Below are 748 nucleotides of genomic sequence, written 5' to 3' on the forward strand. Positions count from 1 at the left end.
CCCCCGGCCACTACCTCAGGGACAAATACATGCGAAAGACAGGGATGTTGATGATCGCCGGGCTGCTGCTGGCCCCTGCCGTGCAGGCGTCACCCGCCTGCCAGGAACCAGAGGCGGTGGCCCGCGCCTTCTACCAGGCAACGACGGGCCACGGTGATCTGCTGGAGCCACCCCCGGCCCTGGTCAGCCCTGCCTTCGGCAAGGCACTGCGTGGAGAGCGCGCCTGCCAGCAGCGCGAAGAGGGCATCTGCACAATCGATTCGGATCCGTGGCTGGATGCGCAGGACGGTGACATCGAAACCCCGGTGCGCTACAGCTGGAAGGAGGCTTCGGCCTCCGCCGGCCAGGTCGAGATGCGCTATTCGGTGTGGAAGAAGGCCTACCTGACCCGCCTGCCGATGGTGCGCCACGGGCAGGGATGCTGGCAGGTTGATGACATCGTCACCAACAGTGGTCGTTCGGTGCGGAAGATCCTGGCCCAGCCTTGACGGTAGCGCCGGTGGGTCCCGACCGTTGGTCGGCACACCGCCTATCGCGAATGCCCGAACACCAGTTCGATCACGAACTGGCTGCCGAAGAAGGCCAGCAGCAGCAACAGCATCGCCGCCAGCGTCCAGTGCACCGCCTTCATGAACCTCATCGGTGCGCTGACCGGTACGGCGGTGGCGCTGACCATCGCCTCGGGCCTGCTCAACACCAACGTGGTCGAGGTCACTCCGCAGGTGATCCTGTGCGCCCTGCTGGGCGG

Annotated in this window: 1 protein-coding gene and 2 pseudogenes; 2 read left to right on the forward strand and 1 reads right to left on the reverse strand. The window is 66.0% G+C overall.

The genetic code is table 11. The features are described 5' to 3' along the window. The first annotated feature begins 29 nt into the window (after positions 1–29). Complete coding sequence (locus ABGA94_RS09770) at positions 30–488, forward strand: hypothetical protein (protein ID WP_375367151.1); 459 nt, start codon at positions 30–32, stop codon at positions 486–488. 41 nt (positions 489–529) lie between these two features. Here the strand turns inward: ABGA94_RS09770 and ABGA94_RS09775 are convergent. Next, positions 530–637, reverse strand: a pseudogene (locus tag ABGA94_RS09775) (inner membrane protein YpjD); the annotation flags it as partial. On the opposite strand from ABGA94_RS09775, the pseudogene ABGA94_RS09780 reads away from it, so the two are divergent. Then, positions 621–748 (forward strand): annotated as a pseudogene (locus tag ABGA94_RS09780) (inorganic phosphate transporter); the annotation flags it as partial. The pseudogenes ABGA94_RS09775 and ABGA94_RS09780 overlap by 17 nt on opposite strands.

This window comes from Stenotrophomonas sp. 3diitr2024 (genome assembly GCF_042136455.1).
Taxonomy (GTDB): domain Bacteria; phylum Pseudomonadota; class Gammaproteobacteria; order Xanthomonadales; family Xanthomonadaceae; genus Stenotrophomonas; species Stenotrophomonas sepilia.